Annotated in this window: 18 protein-coding genes; all 18 read left to right on the top strand. The window is 30.8% G+C overall.

The annotated features are described in order from the left end of the window. Positions 1–169 precede the first annotated feature (169 nt). The 18 genes from H0I27_RS12325 to ettA all read left to right on the top strand — a co-directional run bounded on the left by H0I27_RS12325 (position 170) and on the right by ettA (position 18,211). Positions 170–1,210, top strand: a complete 1,041-nt coding sequence (locus H0I27_RS12325; protein WP_218730986.1) for a hypothetical protein — start codon at positions 170–172, stop codon at positions 1,208–1,210. Between the two features lie 145 nt (positions 1,211–1,355). Continuing rightward, complete coding sequence (locus H0I27_RS12320) at positions 1,356–3,314, top strand: AAA family ATPase (protein ID WP_218730985.1); 1,959 nt, start codon at positions 1,356–1,358, stop codon at positions 3,312–3,314. Further along, complete coding sequence (locus H0I27_RS12315) at positions 3,307–3,891, top strand: NUDIX domain-containing protein (protein ID WP_218730984.1); 585 nt, start codon at positions 3,307–3,309, stop codon at positions 3,889–3,891. The genes H0I27_RS12320 and H0I27_RS12315 overlap by 8 nt, the downstream gene beginning before the upstream one ends. 82 nt (positions 3,892–3,973) lie before the next feature. Next, positions 3,974–5,209 carry a DUF6638 family protein gene (locus tag H0I27_RS12310; protein ID WP_218730983.1) on the top strand — a complete coding sequence of 412 codons (1,236 nt, stop codon included), beginning with the start codon at positions 3,974–3,976 and terminating at the stop codon, positions 5,207–5,209. A gap of 45 nt (positions 5,210–5,254) precedes the next feature. Further along, complete coding sequence (locus tag H0I27_RS12305) at positions 5,255–5,767, top strand: hypothetical protein (protein WP_218730982.1); 513 nt, start codon at positions 5,255–5,257, stop codon at positions 5,765–5,767. A 108-nt stretch (positions 5,768–5,875) separates the two neighbouring features. Continuing rightward, complete coding sequence (locus tag H0I27_RS12300) at positions 5,876–7,615, top strand: hypothetical protein (protein ID WP_218730981.1); 1,740 nt, start codon at positions 5,876–5,878, stop codon at positions 7,613–7,615. A gap of 254 nt (positions 7,616–7,869) precedes the next feature. Then, the gene (locus H0I27_RS12295) at positions 7,870–8,868 is read left to right on the top strand and encodes a lipoate--protein ligase (RefSeq protein WP_218730980.1); all 999 of its coding nucleotides are present in this window, start codon (positions 7,870–7,872) and stop codon (positions 8,866–8,868) included. Between the two features lie 123 nt (positions 8,869–8,991). Next, entirely contained in the window at positions 8,992–9,357 is a 366-nt protein-coding gene (locus H0I27_RS12290; RefSeq protein WP_218730979.1) for a DoxX family protein, read from the top strand. Next, the gene (locus tag H0I27_RS12285) at positions 9,344–9,739 is read left to right on the top strand and encodes an OsmC family protein (protein WP_218730978.1); all 396 of its coding nucleotides are present in this window, start codon (positions 9,344–9,346) and stop codon (positions 9,737–9,739) included. The genes H0I27_RS12290 and H0I27_RS12285 overlap by 14 nt, the downstream gene beginning before the upstream one ends. An 85-nt stretch (positions 9,740–9,824) precedes the next feature. After that, on the top strand, positions 9,825–10,358 hold the full coding sequence (locus tag H0I27_RS12280) for an NADPH-dependent FMN reductase (RefSeq protein WP_218730977.1): 534 nt from the start codon (positions 9,825–9,827) through the stop codon (positions 10,356–10,358). A gap of 3 nt (positions 10,359–10,361) precedes the next feature. Then, positions 10,362–10,610 carry a glutaredoxin domain-containing protein gene (locus H0I27_RS12275; protein WP_218730976.1) on the top strand — a complete coding sequence of 83 codons (249 nt, stop codon included), beginning with the start codon at positions 10,362–10,364 and terminating at the stop codon, positions 10,608–10,610. 508 nt (positions 10,611–11,118) lie between these two features. Further along, the gene (locus H0I27_RS12270; RefSeq protein WP_218730975.1) at positions 11,119–11,556 is read left to right on the top strand and encodes a MarR family winged helix-turn-helix transcriptional regulator; all 438 of its coding nucleotides are present in this window, start codon (positions 11,119–11,121) and stop codon (positions 11,554–11,556) included. A gap of 2 nt (positions 11,557–11,558) precedes the next feature. Continuing rightward, positions 11,559–12,272: a pirin family protein gene (locus H0I27_RS12265; protein ID WP_218730974.1), complete on the top strand. Its 714-nt coding sequence runs from the start codon at positions 11,559–11,561 to the stop codon at positions 12,270–12,272. A gap of 118 nt (positions 12,273–12,390) precedes the next feature. Next, the gene (locus tag H0I27_RS12260; RefSeq protein WP_368407325.1) at positions 12,391–14,418 is read left to right on the top strand and encodes an FAD-dependent oxidoreductase; all 2,028 of its coding nucleotides are present in this window, start codon (positions 12,391–12,393) and stop codon (positions 14,416–14,418) included. A gap of 92 nt (positions 14,419–14,510) precedes the next feature. After that, positions 14,511–15,086 carry a hypothetical protein gene (locus H0I27_RS12255; RefSeq protein ID WP_218730972.1) on the top strand — a complete coding sequence of 192 codons (576 nt, stop codon included), beginning with the start codon at positions 14,511–14,513 and terminating at the stop codon, positions 15,084–15,086. A gap of 83 nt (positions 15,087–15,169) precedes the next feature. Next, complete coding sequence (gene lpxD / locus H0I27_RS12250; RefSeq protein ID WP_218730971.1) at positions 15,170–16,162, top strand: UDP-3-O-(3-hydroxymyristoyl)glucosamine N-acyltransferase; 993 nt, start codon at positions 15,170–15,172, stop codon at positions 16,160–16,162. A gap of 124 nt (positions 16,163–16,286) precedes the next feature. Continuing rightward, on the top strand, positions 16,287–16,463 hold the full coding sequence (locus tag H0I27_RS12245; protein ID WP_240914557.1) for a CAL67264 family membrane protein: 177 nt from the start codon (positions 16,287–16,289) through the stop codon (positions 16,461–16,463). Between the two features lie 56 nt (positions 16,464–16,519). Next, positions 16,520–18,211 (top strand): energy-dependent translational throttle protein EttA, encoded by a 1,692-nt coding sequence (ettA, locus tag H0I27_RS12240; protein WP_165733609.1) that lies wholly within the window; start codon positions 16,520–16,522, stop codon positions 18,209–18,211. Positions 18,212–18,442: the final 231 nt, after the last annotated feature.

Genomic DNA, 18,442 nt, shown 5'->3' with positions numbered 1-18,442 from the left:
TGTTAAGAAAAATATTTTGGGCGTTACCTTCTTTTTTGAAAATCAAAAAGAAGGTCAGGCTTTTCTTTATATCTTTTTTTCGTGCCTCAAAAAAGGATGCCATTTCAATCCTTAACGCAGCTGGCATACTTGCTAAATAAATTCATTGTAAAAGATTATCAACTAAAAAATGATTACAACACCTTTAGATTCTGCACTTTTAGATTCAAAAGAACAATATGTTTTTTATCATAAAATGGTAGATTTTGTATTAAAAGAACTCATTGTAAGTGTGCAACAAGAAAAATTATGCACACATCAAGAATTGTTACTTTTTAAGCAATATTCAGATTTACTTTTATATTCTATAGAAGCCATGCGTATTAAATATATGTATGACGAAGAAGATAACATGAAAGTCGATTTAACAGACTCTGGGTTTCCTAATTATTTAGAGTTTCGATTTTTGTACAACGATTTAGAGTTAAGAAATCAGCATTTAGATAAATTAAAAGATGTAGAAATTCTAAAAGCAGAATTTTTAAACACACTTTTAGTTAAAAAACAACCTATTAAAAGGTTAGATTTATTTAAAGCTTCTTCTTTTATTTATTATACTTCTGTAGAAAAAAAATACATTTTTAACAGATTTGTACAAGGTAAAATATTAACCGCTAAGGAAGGTCAGAATTATCAATATATGACAAGTTGGAGTTTCTATGACGTAAGTCATAACCGACCTTTTATTTGTTATATGTATTTTAATTATGACGGAAAAATAGACAAAGAAAAAATTTATGAAGTCTTAAAAGAAACAGCAGATAGAGAAATGTCTTTAGATACAATGGCGTATAATATTGATCGAAAATTACCAGATATCAGGCCAAAACATCTGAAAAGAATAGATTTAGGACCTTTTCATAATGTCTTCGCAAAAGACGAAAATGAAATAACACATACTATTTTAGGTGGAATTGCTAAAAAAGAAATTCCTTTAGAGTCTTATGCTTTGTCATTAAAAATAGATGAGGTTTTTTCTGGTGATACATTTACAGAAGGAAGTTTTTTCTCTAAACAAACCATGCAAAAATGGAGTGAAGTTATTCAACAAAAATATGTTTTAGCGCCTCACAGGATAATTCAATTATTATATAACCAAACACCAAGAACTTTAGATAAATTGGCAAAACCGCCGATTGAATTGGCGAGTTTAAAAATTGATGTGAAATAGAGTTTGAGAATAAAGACAAGACCTCAAAGGTTTTTAAAACTTGTGAGGTTTGAAGAATGAAAATTAAAAATATAAAAAATAACCAGGTATAAGAAAAGCAGTGTAAAATTGCCAACTACTACTGCCAACTGCATACTGAAAAACTATGAATCATAATTCTACTTTTCCCATCAAACAAAATGAATTAAACATGCTTCGCGATGAAGCTTCTGGTTATTTAAAAAGTATTCAGTGGGAGCAAAGTAATAGAGCAAAGAATAAAGAAAAAGACGCAAAAGACGAATCGATTTTGCTGTATTTGTCAAGAGCTAATTCAGGAAGCAATGTAGAAGTTACATCAATTTCTAAAACTATTTTAGCTTTAAAAAAGAGATTATTGCCAGATTCTATAGCAATACCTGTGTATTTGAATCAGACGTTGTATGCAGTGCAAGAAGGACTCACTTTAGGTATTTGGATTAAAGATAATTATTATGATTCATCTGGTTTATCAAGTTTGCACGAACGAAAATCGGCTTTAGATTCTCAAGGAAAAAGAGAATTTGAAAGTAAGATGCAAACAGCAACAGCTTTTCAATTATTTGCGACTTCTTATAAAATTTTACACGATTTAAAACCACATGCTTCAGATGATTTATCGGTGATGAAGCAAAAGTTTGCTGGTATTCCAGAAGTTTCGCTTTTATCACCTTTAAAAGGAATTGCGTGTTCTTTATTTTATTTTGATAAATATTTAGGACATCCAGATATTGTAAAGTCAGACAAAGATGTCATTGATTTTACAGTGGTGTATTTTGAAGCTCTAATTGATGAAATTCAATTGCGTAAAAGCAGTTTAGAATACACCGAAACCATAGTTGATAGGACCTATAAATTAGAAAATTCTGATTTTGCTATTTCTGGTTGGGACAATGTTTTTTCTGGAACCGCAAAAAGTATCGAATTTAATAAAATTCAGTTCGAGCAAATTGTAGGGAATAAAGATGCTAAACATTTTGCACGTAGATTAACAGAAAGAATGCTGAGTTACGATTTTGATGCAAAGAAGAATCCGTTTCAAGAATTGGGTGGTTTTATGCCTGTTTTTATGGGATATGGAATTCCGGGAACAGGAAAATCGATGTTAATTGCAGCCATTGCAACACGACTAAAAGAATATTCAGACAATTTAGAGATTCCGTTTTTATTTCATCCAATGCCAGACACGTTAATCTCTACTTTTCAAGGAGGATCTGCAGAAAAAATGGTAGAATGGATGAAGCCCATGCAAGACCCAACAAAATTAATTTTTGCGCCTATTGATGATGCAGAAAACAATTTACAAGAAAGAACTACACAAGGCGTTTCGGCGGGTGTAAAAGAAGTTATTGGAGTTTTCTTACGATATACAGAAGGCGCTTATGCGGTTAATTATGGAAATTCTTCTATCGGATTATTTACCAATTTGCCAGAAATGTTAGATAAAGCGGTAATTTCTCGTGTACAAGGTAGATTTAAAATTGATGGAGCAAGAACAGAACACGATTTTTTAGATCAGGATTATATTTGGTGGAAAAAGTTTGAAAAAACAATGCCCGATTTTGTAAACATGCAAAATCCGTCTAATTATCAGTTTTTAAAAGATCAAGGATTGACAAAAAGTATGGGAGAAATTTTGGGCTCTGTAGAAAAACCATCCGAACAAAGAGTTTTAGAAGCGTATGACAGAGCAGAGAAAAACCATAGATCAAATGAGCATTTGTTCTTTGCCATTTTATACAAAGAAATTCAGAAAATATTTCCATTCTTTTCATCGAGAGATGTGCGTAATATTCAGTCTGCAATTTCATTGCGATTAACAGATTTCGATTTAGAACAAGATTGGTTTGAAAATCCTGAAATTTATTTCAAACAGAAATATGAAACCAAATTTAACATGTTGCAAGAGTTAATGAAAAGCAATATGAAAGGACTTAATTTTTCTGAAATTAGAAGACAAGAAGTGGTACGTTATTTAGATAATGTTGCCACGATTGCAGATACAGATTTTAAGAGAAAAGTAGACGCGAGAGTCAACCAAATGAATATTGATTTACAAGCAAGAAAAACTTTTGAGAATGAGTAACATCAGAATAAAAAATAGTAAAAAGACATTATTATCAGATAATTATTACACGTTAAATAAATTCAATTTCGATTATCAAATGTCCGACGGAAGTTGGGTACAACAAATGAGAGAAGTCTATGAACGTGGTCATGGAGCTGGGATTTTGTTGTACAATACCACCAAAAAAACAGTGGTTTTAATCAAACAATTTAGATTACCTACTTTTTTACATGATAACAAAGACGGATTTTTAATTGAAATTCCTGCCGGATTATTGGATTTAGACAATCCAGAACAATGTATCATTAGAGAAACCGAAGAAGAAGTAGGGATTCGTTTAAAGTCTGTTAAAAAAGTATATGAAGGTTATTCATCACCCGGAGTTTTAACAGAGAAAATGCACTTTTTTGTGGGTGAATATACAGACGATATGAAAGTGAGTGAAGGTGGAGGTTTAGAAAGTGAAACAGAAGATATAGAAGTTTTAGAAATTCCGTTTACAGAAGCTGTAAGAATGTTAAATGAAGGAGAAATTGTAGATACAAGAACTATTGTACTTTTGCAATATGCTATCATTCATAAATTATTAGAGTAATAAAAAGTAATATTAAGAGTAAAAAAAAATACTCCGTGTTTCTCTGTATTATTTCAGTGAAACTCTGTGTAACAATTAAAAAATGCAAAAACTAATAAAAGCCAATTTATACAGAAGCGAGTCCATTAACGTTAGTGGAAAATTGGTAGAACGTTATAATAAATGTCTTGTAAAACTCGGGTTTACAAAAACCAAATTGACGTCATTTTCAATAGACGGAGTAGGTTGGAGTCCGGAAATAGCAGAAGAAAAAGGGGAACCCTTTTATTTAAATAATGGTGAAGCAAATACCTACGCTATAATTATTACTCCAAGACAAAAAGGATTACCTGTATACAATCCGTTTAATTCTTTTGATAGAGAGTTGATGAAAATGGTGTTTAAAAAACATGAAAAAACGATTAACGATATTACAAGAGATTCTGCTGTTTGCATTGAGTTTGATCAAAAAATAGATGTTTTTTATGAACCTTTAGATATTTTAAGGTACAAAGACATTACGATTAAGTTTCATTTAATTGATAAATTACACAAAGCCAAAGAAGAGCAATTACAATTAATTGAATTATTTAATGCTGATAACAATTTTATAAACGAAGAGATTCACAATAAATTGATAACATCTGCAAAGAAATATGGAGATTTAAGAGAGAGAAATTTAAGTATAGAAGAAATTATTTTTACAACAGATTCTTTTTATACAAAGGCTTTTGGTGGTGTTTTCTTATTAAGAGATTTAGTAGTACCAGTTCTTGTTTTTCAAAATGAAGCAACCTACAAAGAGGCAATACAAGATACAACGTATGATGTTTTAATGTATCATATTTCACATAAAGAAATGATTGAGAAATTAATCAGTTATAATGTTCTAGAGTTAGATTTAGAAGAAGAAACTACTAAAAAAAGATACAAGAGAATTCAGAAATATATGTTTTCATCGTATTTAAAAAAATCGACACACTCTGTTAAAGATATTTTAGAAGAGGGGATTTTATTTAAGAGTTATTTAAACAAAATAGATATTTCATCAAGAAAAAAAATAATGGGTTTAGAGTTGTTTTTAGAAAAACAGCAAATTTCTAAAAACATAAATCCGAAAGATTTTATTGATGAAGAAATGTATGTGGCTCTGCACAAACCACACTCTTCATTATTACCAAATCATCAAGATTTAATTTGGAGTTTATTAGTAAACATTGCACCAAAAGATGTGTTATTTTTGTATTGGTATGACAAAGAACAATTTTACGAAGTTTTTAAAACTTTAGAAGATTCAACACAAGATTGGGTAATAGAAACAATTTGTAACAATTTTTAGAAAAAATAGACTAATTTTATATATAACTTCAATCTTTTTATAACCATGACCATAGAAATCATCATATTTATCGCAGCAATTTTATTCGGAATTGTTATTTATTGGAGAGAATCAAGAGGTAATAAAATGTATCTATTCTTCAATAAAGTAATGAATTCAGAAGAATTACAGATGAAAGATACCGATACAAAAGGTTTTGTGTTTCAGCAGAATTTTGTTTTAAGGTTTGTCTATATCGCTGTTGTATTTCTAATCGGAATTTTAATTGTGCAATTTTTAATTCCCATAAATTATGCAACAATTTCATTGTTTGCATCCATGATTTTCGGAACTTTGATTGGGACTTATATTGCAGGAGCTATTTTTAAATCTTCAGAAATTATTGAAGAACAGACTGAGGCTTTCGAGGATAAATTAGAAGAAATTATAGAAAAAGGAAAAGATTTTGTAGAAGATTTTAAAGAAAAAGATAATAAGGAAGTTGACGTAACAAAAGAAGTACCTAAAGTAGCAGACAAAAGTGCAAGAGAACGATTAAAAGATAAAGGACTTTTATAAGTATTTGGTGGCACTAATCAAAAAAATAGTATAAAATTAATTAGAATAAAATAGTAAGTATGGGTAAGAAACTTCTAGTTTCAAACTTCATACTTCAAACTTGTAGTTATGATTAAGAATTATTGGAGTAAAGGAGCAAAGCAAAAGAAAAGAGTCATACTATTTTTAATAATATTATTGGCATTATTATTCTTTTTTAGAGATGATTATCAGCCAGCATTAATATTTTTTAGAAAATTTATTTTCATAATTTTATTGTGCTTTTCACTGCTGTTTCTAGGTTTACGAGGTTTTAGAAAAGCGGTAGGTGTTGGGAAAAGAATCGGAATTTTGTTTTTCTTATCAGCATTTTTTGGAATCTTATATTATGTAGGTTGGAATTTACAATTCTACGATTATATGAAAACCTATAACGTATTTAACGATTTAAATAAGATAGAAATTCATGAGTTGCCATTAACTCAAAATGAAAGAATTCAGCCATTAAGAAACATTTTTTCTATGGCAAACGAATCTGTAGGAGAAACCAAAGATGTTTCGTTGCCACATTTGGTAAGAGTGGATGGAAACAATCAATGGACTATGGCAATCCAGCCTACAGAAAAATACTATTGGCAAGGATTAAAAGACAATACAGAAGAGGTGTTTTCTGTGTCAAGTACAACTCCTTTTCCTCGTTTTTCATCAGAAAATAGAATCTCGGTGACATTTTCTATTGGAGAATCTTTAAAATTTAGTAGAAATACCTACAATGCGGTAGTACAACGTTTAAATCCTTGGATGCTTTTTAATTACGAACCAAGCGACACGTATTACATGAAAAATGATAAAGGAGCTTGGGTAGAGGTTGTGAGTTTAATAAAGTGGAAAGGCTTCTTTTTTCCATATCCAAGTTTTGGAGGTGTCATGGTCATTGAAAACGGAGAACATGATATTATAGATTATTTAGAAAGAATTACCATTGGTAAAGGAACTTATATTGCTCCAGATGAAATGAAAAATCATGCTTATTTAACCAAACAGAACACATTATCAGAGCTCGTATCTCGTTTGCAAGCAGAAAGTTTAAAGTTTTTAGCAGGATTTTCAGATCCATTACCTTGGAACATGGAAAGTGCAGTAAAAATTCCTACGGTACCAAAAGATCAAAATGCACAACCTTATGTAACCGATTTCGATTTTTCAGACAGTAAAACAGATGCTTTTAGCGGCTTATATCATTGGTTTGGTTTAGAGCCAGTAGGTAATGAAAGAACCAGTTTAAGTTACAGTGTATTTATCCCAGCAGACGGTACAGATAAGTTTTATTTTTACGATCATGCATCAAAAAAACAAGGATATGCAGGAGTTTCTGCGATGCCTTTAAAAGTAAAAGAATCTAAAAAAGAGTATGATTGGAACTCAAATACCCCCGTAGAATTTAGACCTTATATTAAGAATATTGCAGGTAGAAAAAGAATGTTTTTTCTAGGAACAGTTTCTACAATTAGTTCAGATAATCCAGAACAATTTGATGGCTCTGCAACGCCAGATTTAGCCTTAATAGATAGTGAATATAGAGATGTAGTTTGGATAAATGCTAAAAAACCAAGTACTTGGAACGAGGAGGTTTACAACCAATTAAATGAAGCTTGGAAAACTAGTGAAGGAAGTAATTTGTATTTCGAAAAGCAAAAAACAATTTTAGAACAGAACAAACAAGTTTTAGATTCTATAAAATTAATTTCTAACCTAGATAAAAATCAGCAAATATTAGATTCTATTAAGCTACTTTCTGCACAAGATAAAAAACTTACAGAAATAGAAAAGCTTCAGAGAAAAATAGATTCTATTAAAGAGAATCAGTAGTTTTTGTAGCTATTTCCCGCTTTCATTACTCGCTTTTTTTGTTGAAAAAACAAAAAAGAGCTCAAACAGACCATTCAATCAGGGCTAAACATATTTGCCAACTTATATAAAAAACAGAAAATGCTGTTTTTTAAAGTTGGCTTTTTTTTTTGTTTTGAAATTCCCTTGCATCTGTGTTATTTTAGTCTTATTATACTTAAAAAAAACTTTAGAAAATCGTTATATTTGTTAGCTACAATTAATAGATAAAACCTATGATTTTTATTGATAATGAAGGATGTACAGATCCTAAGCTTAATTTAGCATTAGAAGAATATGCGTTAAGAAACTTTGACGCTTCAACAGATTATTTATTATTTTATATTAATGCGCCATCTATAATTATTGGCCGTAATCAAAATACTTTAGAAGAAATTAACCAAGAATATATCGACAAAAATGATATAAAAGTAGTTAGACGTATTTCTGGTGGAGGAGCGGTTTATCATGATTTAGGAAATTTAAACTTCAGTTTTATAACCAATCACGACGGAAAAAGTATTAGTAATTTTAAAAAGTTTACAGAACCTGTAATTCGTGTTTTAAATGAATTGGGGGTAAACGCCGAGTTAAAGGGGAGAAATGATATCCTAGTTGATGAAAAGAAAATCTCTGGAACAGCTCAATTTTCTACAGGAAAACGAATGATCAGTCATGGTACTTTATTATTCGATACAGATATGAGTGAGGTTGGGAAAGCACTTCAAGTAAAAATGAGTAAAATTCAATCTAAAGGACATAAATCGGTTAGGAGCCGTGTTGCAAATATTAGTGAGTTTTTAAAAGAACCAATTACAATGGATCTGTTTAAAAAACAATTACTTACTGGTTTGTTTGAAGCCAAGGAAGCATTTGAAATTCATAAATTAACCGAAGTAGAGTGGAAAGCTGTTAAAGAATTAAAAGCAGCAAAATATGATTTGTGGGATTGGAATTTTGGAAACTCGCCAAAGTTTAACATACAACGCAATAAACGATTTCCAATAGGAGAGATAGATCTGCGTATTTTTGTAGAAAAAGGACATATTTCTGACTTTAAAATTTTTGGAGATTTCTTTGGTAGACAACCCGTTGCAGATCTTGAAGAGCTATTAATTGGTGTTCCTTATGATAAAAATGAAATCACTAAGAAGTTACATCATATAACTATTGCCGATTATTTTGGGAAATTAGAAAATTCAGAGTTTATTGATCTTGTCTACGGTAATGATTAATTTTTTTAAATTATCTGAGCTGTATGTTATATTGTTTTATGTAAAATACTTCCTTGGATTTATTTTCCTTGGTAAGTAAAAATTTATTTTGTAATTTTGTCAAGAATTTAAAAACCATTCATGATGAAAACAACTAAAATTATCTATTATATTTCTACTGCATTATTAACTGTAATCATGCTTTTTTCTGCAGGAATGTATATTTTTAATCATGAAGCAATAGCAGGTTTTTTTACACATTTAGGCTATCCAACATATATAATTTATCCTTTAGCAATTTTAAAAATTTTAGGTTTAATTTCACTTTGGTTTATCAAAAGTAAATCTTTAAAAGAGTGGGCTTATGCAGGTTTTTTCTTCGATTTTGTGTTAGCTTTTACGGCACACGTAATGGTTAAAGATGGTGGGCATATGACAGCGTTAATTGCTTTTATTGTTTTAATAATCTCTTATATATCTAGCAAGAAAATTACAAATGGAAGAGCATAAGAAAGCAGAAGTCGTTTTAACAAACAGAAACTATTTAGCAGAAGCTAAAACAAGAAACCATTTTTTAACAATGGATCAATCGGTTGCTTCTGGAGGTGATGATAGCGGAGCAACTCCGGTAGAATTTTTATTAACCGCAATTGGAGGTTGTGTTTCTATGACGTTAAGAACGTATGCAGAAAGAAGAGGTTGGGATCTTGGAGAAATAACAGTAAATGTTACTCAACTTAAAGATGAAAAAGGAAGTTATTTAACAGAAAAAATATCCTTTGAAAAAGAGATAACGGAAGAGCAAAGAAAGAAATTGTTAGTATTTGCAGGTAAATGTCCGGTAGCTAAAATGATAAAAGGAGAAACAAGAATATTTAGTAGTATTCTTTAGTTCCGTTTGCAGTTAGTAGTATAACAGTTTACTGTAAGGATTAGATAGACAGTTAGGAAATTACACAAATAAACATTTTTAAAAGATGAAAAAAATATTAGCATTTGCAGGTAGTACAAGTTCTACCTCTATCAACAAACAATTAGCAACATTTGCAGCCGAAAATTTAGAAAACACTTCTTTTGACGTTGTAGATTTAAGAGATTTTAAATTACCTGTTTTTAGTGAAGATGAAGAAAAAAATGGTTTTCCAGAAGACGCAAAAAAGTTTTCTGCATTATTAGATAATTACGATGGCTTTATATTGTCTTTAGCAGAACATAATGGATCTTATACAGCTGCTTTTAAAAATATTTTTGATTGGGCGTCTAGATTAGAGGTAAAAGTTTTTAGAGATAAACCCTTATTGTTAATGGCTACTTCTCCAGGTAAAATGGGAGGTCAGTTTGTTTTAGCGGCAGGAGAACAACGTTTTCCTATACAAGGAGCAAAAGAATTATTAACATTTTCTCTACCAAATTTCTATGATAATTTTAAAGAAAATAAAATTGTTGAAGCAAAATTTGGGACACTATTAAAAGTACAAGTAAATAAATTTGAAGCTTTAATAAATCAATAAAAAATGAAAATAGTTTTATACGGAAGAGCAGGACACGCATATACAGTAGCGTTTAAAAACTTTCTAAATTCAACTGATGTTCCTTATGTCTATAAGGATATTTCTAAAGATGTAGAAGCAAGAGAACATAGTAAAGAATTGTATGATGGTGTAGCAAAATATCCAACATTGTTTGTAGATGATAAAGTGTATTTAACTCCGACTACTGAAGAATTTAATAAGATAATGCAAGATTTAAATTTAAGAGCGTAGTTTTTTATTTTAGAGACAAGAGACAAGAGACAAGAGACAAGGCTGAGGACTAAAAAATGACTTAGGACATAAGACTAAATCTATGTTGGTATTGGTTGATTTTTTCAAAGTTTTAGAACCAAGAACCAAGAACCAAGAACCAAGAACCAAGAACCAAGAACCAAGAAACAAGAATCAAGAAACAAAGAGATAGAAGGTTATTTAGGGGTAACAAAATCTATATTTTCTATGTTGTTTTGTGGTCGTTTTTTTATGTTTTAGGAACATATTATTGATTTCAATAATTCAATGAAGCTTAACAATGTCTGACTGAGCTAGTCGAAGTCCAATTAATGAATTAACAGAAATATTTAATCTTTTCAAAAGTTATAAGTTTTAAAGTAAGTCTATCAACTGAAATTTTTAATTTTCGAATACTGAATACTGAATACTGAATACTGAATACTGAATACTGAATACTGAATACTGAATACTGAATACTGAATACTGAATACTGAATACTGAATACATGGGAGACATTTCTAAAGACATAAAATCGAATTTTGTTAGCAATAAATTAAAGGCTTTAATCAATATAAAATACACTGCAAATTGGTTAAGTAGTAAAGAAAATGAGTTTTTTAAACCTTACGGAATTTCGCCACAACAGTATAATATTTTAAGAATTTTACGAGGAGCTAAAGATCAAATTAAGGTGCAAATTGTAAAAGATAGAATGATTGAAAGAGCACCTAATGCAACCCGCTTAATGGATAAGTTATGTGAAAAACACTTAATTGAAAGAGAGCGTTGTGAGCATGATAGAAGGGTTGTATTTGTGAAAATTAATGAAAAAGGTTTAGAATTATTATCTAACATAGACGATAATAACAATCTTTCGTTTTTAGAAAAGTTAACGGAAGAAGAGGCAATTGTTTTAAGTGATTTGTTAGATAAAATGAGATAATTATGAAAAAAATAATTCATACTGCATCCACAAGAGGGCACGCAAATCATGGATGGTTAGAAGCAAATCATTCGTTTAGTTTTGCTAATTTTTATGATCCAAAGAGAATACAATTTGGAGCATTGAGAGTTTTAAATGACGATTTAATTGCACCAAGCATGGGATTTGGTACACATCCTCATAAGAACATGGAAATTATTACAATTCCATTAAAAGGTGTTTTAAAACATAAAGATAACATGGCAAATGATTGGATTCCTGTTTTGCCAGGTGAAGTACAAGTAATGTCTGCAGGAAAAGGAGTGTATCATTCAGAAATAAATGGTTCTGCAAATGAACATTTAGGTTTATTCCAAATCTGGATAATGCCGGAAAAAAATGAAGTTACTCCAAGATATGACCAAAAGGAATTTGATATAAAAGATAGAAAAAATAAATTGCAATTATTGGTGAATTCTTTTAATTCTGATGATGATAGTTTAAAAATACACCAAGATGCACAAATTTTTAGAATTGATTTAGATAAAAATCAAGGTTTTAACTATCAGTTAAAAAGTAAGAACCGTGGAGTATATATTATGAGTATTTCTGGTGATTTTGAGATTGATTCAACAAAACTAGGTAGTCGAGATGCAATAGGAATTTATGAAACTGATAGCTTTATGATTAAAAGTTTATCTAATTCTGAATTATTATTGATAGAAGTACCGATGTAAGTTAAATTCGTTATAAAAAAATCAGACCTCAAGGAATCATTTCTTTGAGGTTTTTTCTTTTCAAAAAATAAACATATCTTGCAAAGTGTTATGCGTGCATAATAAAATTAATTCCAAGATTATGAAATATAAGCACATTTTTGAACCATTAGATTTAGGTTTTACAACTTTAAAAAATAGAATTTTAATGGGGTCTATGCATACCGGTTTAGAGGAGGAGAGAAACGGTTTAGAAAGAATCGCGGCTTATTATGCAGAACGAGCAAGAGGTGGAGTTGGATTAATTGTTACGGGAGGAATTTCCCCAAATATACAAGGTTGGACAGCTCCTTTATCAGCAAGAATGTCTACCAAAAAACACGCAAAAAAACATCAGAAAATAACAACAGCAGTCCACAAAGAAGGTGGTAAAATTTGCATGCAAATACTACATTCTGGTCGTTATGGGTATCATCCGTTTAATGTTGCGCCTTCCAAAATAAAATCACCAATAACACCATTTAAACCTTTTAAATTAACACAATCGGGAATTAATAGAACCATTAGAGATTTTGTAAACTCTGCCAAACTATCTAAAGAAGCAGGTTATGATGGTGTAGAAATTATGGGGTCTGAAGGTTATTTAATCAACCAGTTTATTGTAAAAAGAACCAACAAAAGAACCGATGAGTATGGTGGAAGTTATGAAAACAGAATGCGCTTACCTATTGAACTGGTAAAACAAACACGAGAAGCTGTCGGGGTAGAGTTTATTATTATCTACAGATTATCGATGTTAGATTTGGTAGAAAACGGCTCTTCTTGGGAAGAAGTGGTGCAATTAGGTAAAGAAATAGAAAAAGCGGGAGCAACCATTATCAATACTGGTATTGGTTGGCATGAAGCTAGAATACCAACCATTTCAACATCCGTTCCTAGAGCAGCTTTTACTTGGGTCACTAAAAAAATGAAAGAAGAATTATCGATTCCTTTGATAACTTCTAACAGAATAAATATGCCTGAAACGGCAGAAAAAATATTAGCAGAAGGTGATGCTGATATGATTTCTATGGCGCGTCCTTTTTTAGCAGATCCAGAATGGGTAAATAAAGCAGCTGAAGAAAAAGTAGATGAAATTAATACGTGTATTGGTTGTAATCAGGCTTGCTTAGATCATGTATTTCAACAGAAAGTAGCAAGTTGCTTGGTTAATCCTAGAGCTTGTCATGAAACGGAATTGAATTATTATGAAACCGTACTTAAAAAGAAAATAGCAGTTGTAGGTGCAGGACCTGCAGGATTAGCAGCAGCTACAATTGCGGCAGAAAGGGGGCATTTTGTAACGTTGTTTGATGCTGATAAAGAAATAGGAGGTCAGTTTAATATTGCAAAACAAATTCCGGGTAAAGAAGAGTTTTACGAAACCTTGCGCTATTTTAACAAACAAATAGAATTGCACAATGTAACTGTAAAATTAAATACTAAAGTTTCTGTAGAAGATTTAAAAGAATCAGATTTTGATGAAATTATAATTGCAACAGGAATTAAACCTAGAACGTTAAAAATAGAAGGCATCAATCATCCAAAAGTGTTGAGTTATATTGATGTTTTAAAATTAAAAAAACCGGTAGGAAAACGTGTTGCAGTAATTGGTGCTGGTGGAATTGGTTTTGACGTTTCGGAATATTTAACGCATGAAGGCGAGTCTGCATCCTTAAATATTGATGCTTGGTTGAAAGAATGGGGAATAGATAAAAACTTAGAGGCTAGAGCCGGAATTGAAAATGTAAAACCAGTATTTGAACCTTCACCAAGAGAAGTTTTTATGTTTAAAAGAAGCAAAGGGAAATTTGGTGGAAATTTAGGTAAAACTACAGGTTGGATTCACAGGTCTACTTTAAAAAAGAAGAAAGTGCAGTTTATTGGTGAGGTTTCCTATACCAAAATCGATGATGAAGGGTTGCATTATGTTCAGAATGAAAAAGCTAAAATTTTAAAGGTTGATCATATTGTTATTTGTGCAGGTCAAGTTCCTTTTAAAGAATTGTATCAACCTTTGTTAGATGCTGGTAAAAAAGTACATGTTATTGGAGGTGCCGATTTTGCAAGTGAATTAGATGCAAAAAGAGCTATTAATCAAGGAGCACGATTAGCAGCAGATCTGTAATCTGCTTTATTTAAAAAAAACACATAATTGAGCAAGTTTTTTAGAGTAATTGCATCTAAATAAGAAGTAAAACTCAAAAAATAAAATCCATAATGAATAAATTTCTTCTAATCCTAGTAACTTTTTTAACATTTAATCTTTTTGCACAACCACCAGGAGGAGGAGGTGGAAGATCACAAGGGCAAAGACCACAATCTAATGAGGTAACAGAAGTGAAGAAATTTAGTGCGAACGATGTTGCAGGTCTCTTTTATTATGATATTGATGAAGTAATTAAAAAAATAAAAGTAAAAGATGAGGAAAAACAATATTCAGTAAAAAAAGCACTTAAAAATTATAACTTTAGAATTAAAGAAATTAAGTTTTTAAATTCTGCTAAATTTTCTGATTTAGATATTTTTATGAATTCCATGACTAAAGAGAAGGATAATGATGCTAGTCAGGAAATGAGAAAAAAAGTTGAAGAAATTATTCGTCCTGTTAGAGATAGTGTTCATGAATATGAAAAAGAACTTAATGAAATTTTAGTAGGAATTTTATCAGAAAAGCAGCAAAAGAAGTGGTTAAAATATCAAAAGAAAAAAGTTGAAAGCCTACAACCAAAAAAGCCACAGAATACTAATGAAAGTTCTAGACCAAGCAGAGGTGGCGGAATGAGTAGACAATAAGTTTTAAAAAATTCTATGTTATCATAGGATTTTTTTGTGTTAATAAATATTATAGTACATTTAGAAAAAATTAAAAATAATCTATGAAATCATTTTCTGTAGAAGAAATAACATCACTTGTAAAAGGTGAACAAATAGGAGTTTGTAACGACAAAATTCATGCTCCAGAGCAAATAGAAAACGCAATAAAGGGAAATGTAACTTTTATAGGAAACTCTAAATATGCACGCTTGTGGGAAAACTCAAATGCAAGTATTGCTATTGTTTATGATGGAATAAAAATTGAGCCAGAAGAAGGAAAAGCTTTTATTAAAGTAAAGAATCCAGATTTGGCAATGGCAGTTTTATTAGAAGCTTTTGAGCCAGAATCTCCTTATTTTGAAACGGATATTCATCCTACGGCAGTAATAGATAAAACAGTAAAATTAGGAAAAGGATGTAAAGTAGGTGCAAATTCTTATGTAGGTAAAAATGTAGTTTTAGGAGATAATGTAACCATTTACCCTAATGTATCCATTTTTGATGATTCCTCCATTGGGAACGAGACTGTAATTTGGTCTGGAACTGTAATTAGAGAACGTACTAAAATAGGTAGTCATTGTATTTTTCATGTAAATGTGAGTATTGGAGCTGATGGCTTTGGATACAGACCAAGCCCTGATGGAAGAGGATTAGTGAAAATTATTCATATTGGGAATGTGGTAATTGGAAATGCTGTTGAAATTGGTGCAAACTCTTGCGTTGATCGTGGTAAATTTAGTTCTACTATTTTAGGTGATGGTTGTAAGATTGATAATTTGGTGCAAATAGGGCATAATTCTGTTTTAGGAAGATGTTGTATTATGGCAGGACACAGTGGTTTAGCAGGTTCTGTAACTTTAGGGGATGGTGTAATTATCGGAGGAAGTGCCTCTATAAAAGACCATGTTACCATACATTCAGGAGCAAAAGTAGGTGCAGGTTCTGGTGTTATTGCAGATATCGAAGCAGGTAAATCTGTAGTTGGTTATCCAGCATGTGATTCTAGAGAAAAAATGAAACAATGGGTAGCTTTGCGCAAACTTGGTAGAAGCTAGGTTTTTATTAATTATTACTTACTGAAACTCTATTTTTAAAGGCTTTTACTGAAGCCTATTATTGGGCAATACCAAATAATTACCGATATTTGCCAATCAAACGAACTAATTACGAATTATGGGAATGAATAAAAATACAGTATTAGGCTTTGCTACGCTTATTATGATACTTGTTGGCTTAGGTTTAATAGCTTTAGGAGCTTTTAGATATAATGAAGTTGCCGGATGGGGATTTGCGGCAGTTGGTTTTGGTTTCTTTTGTATTGCATGGGTTTTTAATGCATTAAAAGGAAGAGTATAAAAAGTCTACAGTTTTCAGTAGCAGTTTTCAAATTAAATTAAAAAAAAAACAAACAAATGAGCGACGATAAGAAAGTAATCTTTTCGATGAATAAGTTGTCTAAAACTTATAAATCAACAGGTAAACAAGTTTTAAAAGATATTTATTTAAGTTTCTTTTATGGAGCAAAAATTGGTATTCTTGGTTTAAACGGATCAGGAAAATCTACTTTATTAAAAATTATTGCAGGAGTAGAAAAGAATTTTCAAGGAGATGTTACTTTTGCTCCAGGTTATAAGGTAGGGTATTTAGAACAAGAGCCACAATTAGATCCAGAAAAAACAGTTTTAGAAGTTGTAAAAGAAGGAGTTGCAGAAACAGTTGCAATTTTAGAAGAGTACAATAAAATAAACGACATGTTTGGTTTGGAAGAAGTGTATTCTGATGCTGATAAGATGGATAAACTAATGGCACAGCAAGCTGTTTTGCAAGATAAAATTGACGCTGCTAATGCTTGGGAATTAGATACCAAATTAGAAATTGCAATGGATGCGTTAAGAACTCCAGATTCTGATAAGAAAATTGGAGTACTTTCTGGAGGTGAAAAAAGACGTGTGGCCTTATGTAGATTATTATTACAAGAACCAGAAATCTTATTATTAGATGAGCCTACCAACCACTTAGATGCAGAATCTGTACATTGGTTAGAGCACCATTTAGCACAATATAAAGGAACTGTTATTGCTGTAACGCATGATAGATATTTCTTAGATAATGTTGCTGGTTGGATTCTTGAATTAGATAGAGGAGAAGGAATTCCTTGGAAAGGAAATTATGCTGAGTGGTTAGACCAAAAGTCTAAGAGAATGGCACAAGAAAGTAAAACCGCTTCTAAACATCAAAAAACATTAGAAAGAGAATTAGATTGGGTTCGTCAAGGAGCAAAAGGTCGTCAGACAAAGCAAAAAGCTCGTTTGAAGAATTATGACAAGTTAATGAGTCAAGATCAAAAACAAACAGATGAAAAATTAGAAATTTACATTCCTAATGGACCACGTTTAGGTACCAATGTTATAGAAGCAACAGGTGTTTCAAAAGCATTTGGAGAAAAATTATTATATGATAATTTAGAGTTTAATCTTCCGCAGGCAGGAATTGTAGGTATTATTGGTCCCAATGGAGCTGGTAAAACTACCATTTTTAAAATGATTATGGGAGAAGAAAAACCTGATGGAGGAAGTTTTTCTGTAGGTGAAACTGCAAAAATTGCATATGTAGATCAAGCACACTCTGATATTGACCCAGAAAAAACAATTTGGGAAAACTTTTCTGACGGACAAGATTTAGTAATGATGGGAGGTAAGCAAGTTAATTCTAGAGCTTATTTAAGTCGTTTTAATTTCTCTGGTAGTGAGCAAAATAAAAAAGTAAATACACTTTCTGGTGGAGAACGTAACCGTTTGCATTTAGCAATGACTTTAAAGGAGGAAGGAAACGTTTTATTATTAGATGAGCCAACAAATGACTTGGATGTAAATACATTAAGAGCATTAGAAGAAGGTTTAGATAACTTTGCTGGTTGTGCGGTAGTTATTAGTCACGATAGATGGTTTTTAGATAGAGTTTGTACACACATCTTAGCTTTTGAAGGGAATAGTGAAGTGTATTTCTTTGAAGGAGGTTTTTCTGAGTATGAAGAAAATAAGAAGAAACGTTTAGGTGGAGATTTAATGCCAAAACGTATTAAATATAGAAAGTTAATTAGATAATTTTCTCTAAATTATATTTTACAAAAAGCAGCTAATTTTATTAGCTGCTTTTTTAGTTTACAATAGTTTTATCTGCTTTTTCTGTAAGTACACCTTTTTTTATAGTCTTATAAAAAAGATTATTTGGCGATTCTTTTAGAGCTAAAAATATCTTACCAAAAAGAGTTTTTATATAGGTAAATCCTACAAATTAGGATTAATATTTCTAAATATTTATAGTATTTTAGAGGA

Origin of the sequence: Polaribacter sp. HaHaR_3_91, from assembly GCF_019278525.1 — a bacterium.
Classification (GTDB): Bacteria; Bacteroidota; Bacteroidia; order Flavobacteriales; family Flavobacteriaceae; genus Polaribacter.
The sequence above is the reverse complement of the archived record's forward strand: the minus strand, read 5'-3'. Positions and strand labels throughout refer to the sequence as shown.